Origin of the sequence: Colwellia sp. 6_MG-2023 (assembly GCF_030547765.1) — a bacterium.
GTDB lineage: Bacteria > Pseudomonadota > Gammaproteobacteria > Enterobacterales > Alteromonadaceae > Colwellia.
Genome location: NZ_JAUOPP010000066.1, coordinates 1 through 652, shown reverse-complemented (window position 1 = coordinate 652; position 652 = coordinate 1). Strand labels below are relative to the sequence as shown.

Annotated in this window: 1 pseudogene; it reads left to right on the top strand. The window is 38.0% G+C overall.

Annotated features, from left to right (window positions below):
- Positions 1-83 precede the first annotated feature (83 nt).
- Positions 84-652, top strand: a pseudogene (locus Q4503_RS18810) (transposase); the annotation flags it as partial.

Here is a 652-nt window from a genome sequence, read left to right as displayed (position 1 = left end):
TTATTAGGCCACCCATAATAACGTGGATGAAATTCAATCCATAAACTAAGCTTAATTTACCTTGATTAAGTTTGGTGATTATTATGCCTAAGCCACGCTCACAACAAATTAGTTTATCCGATACCCCGTATTACCATATTTGCAGCCGCACGGTACGAAAGGCTTTTTTATGTGGGGTAGACAAAGAAACTGGTGTTAGTTACGAGCATAGGCGAACATGGATTGAGAAACGCATATTTCAATTAGCAAAAGTATTTGCCATCGACATTTGCGCACATGCCGTGATGCATAATCATTTACATCTCGTATTACATGTAGATAGTGAACAAGCTAAAAGCTGGACAACAGCAGAAGTACTACAACGTTGGCATCAGTTATTTAAAGGCACTTTACTAACTCAACAATATCAAATGAAACAACCGCTTGATAAATATCAACTGGCTATGGTTAAAAGCACAGCAGATATATATAGAAACCGCCTTATCGATATTAGTTGGTTTATGCGCTCGCTTAATGAGCCCATTGCTCGAAAAGCAAATCAAGAAGATAAATGTACAGGTCATTTTTGGGAAGGGCGTTTTAAATCACAAGCACTCTTAGATGAAGGTGCAATATTGTCGTGCATGGCGTATGTTGATTTAAATCCTGTTCG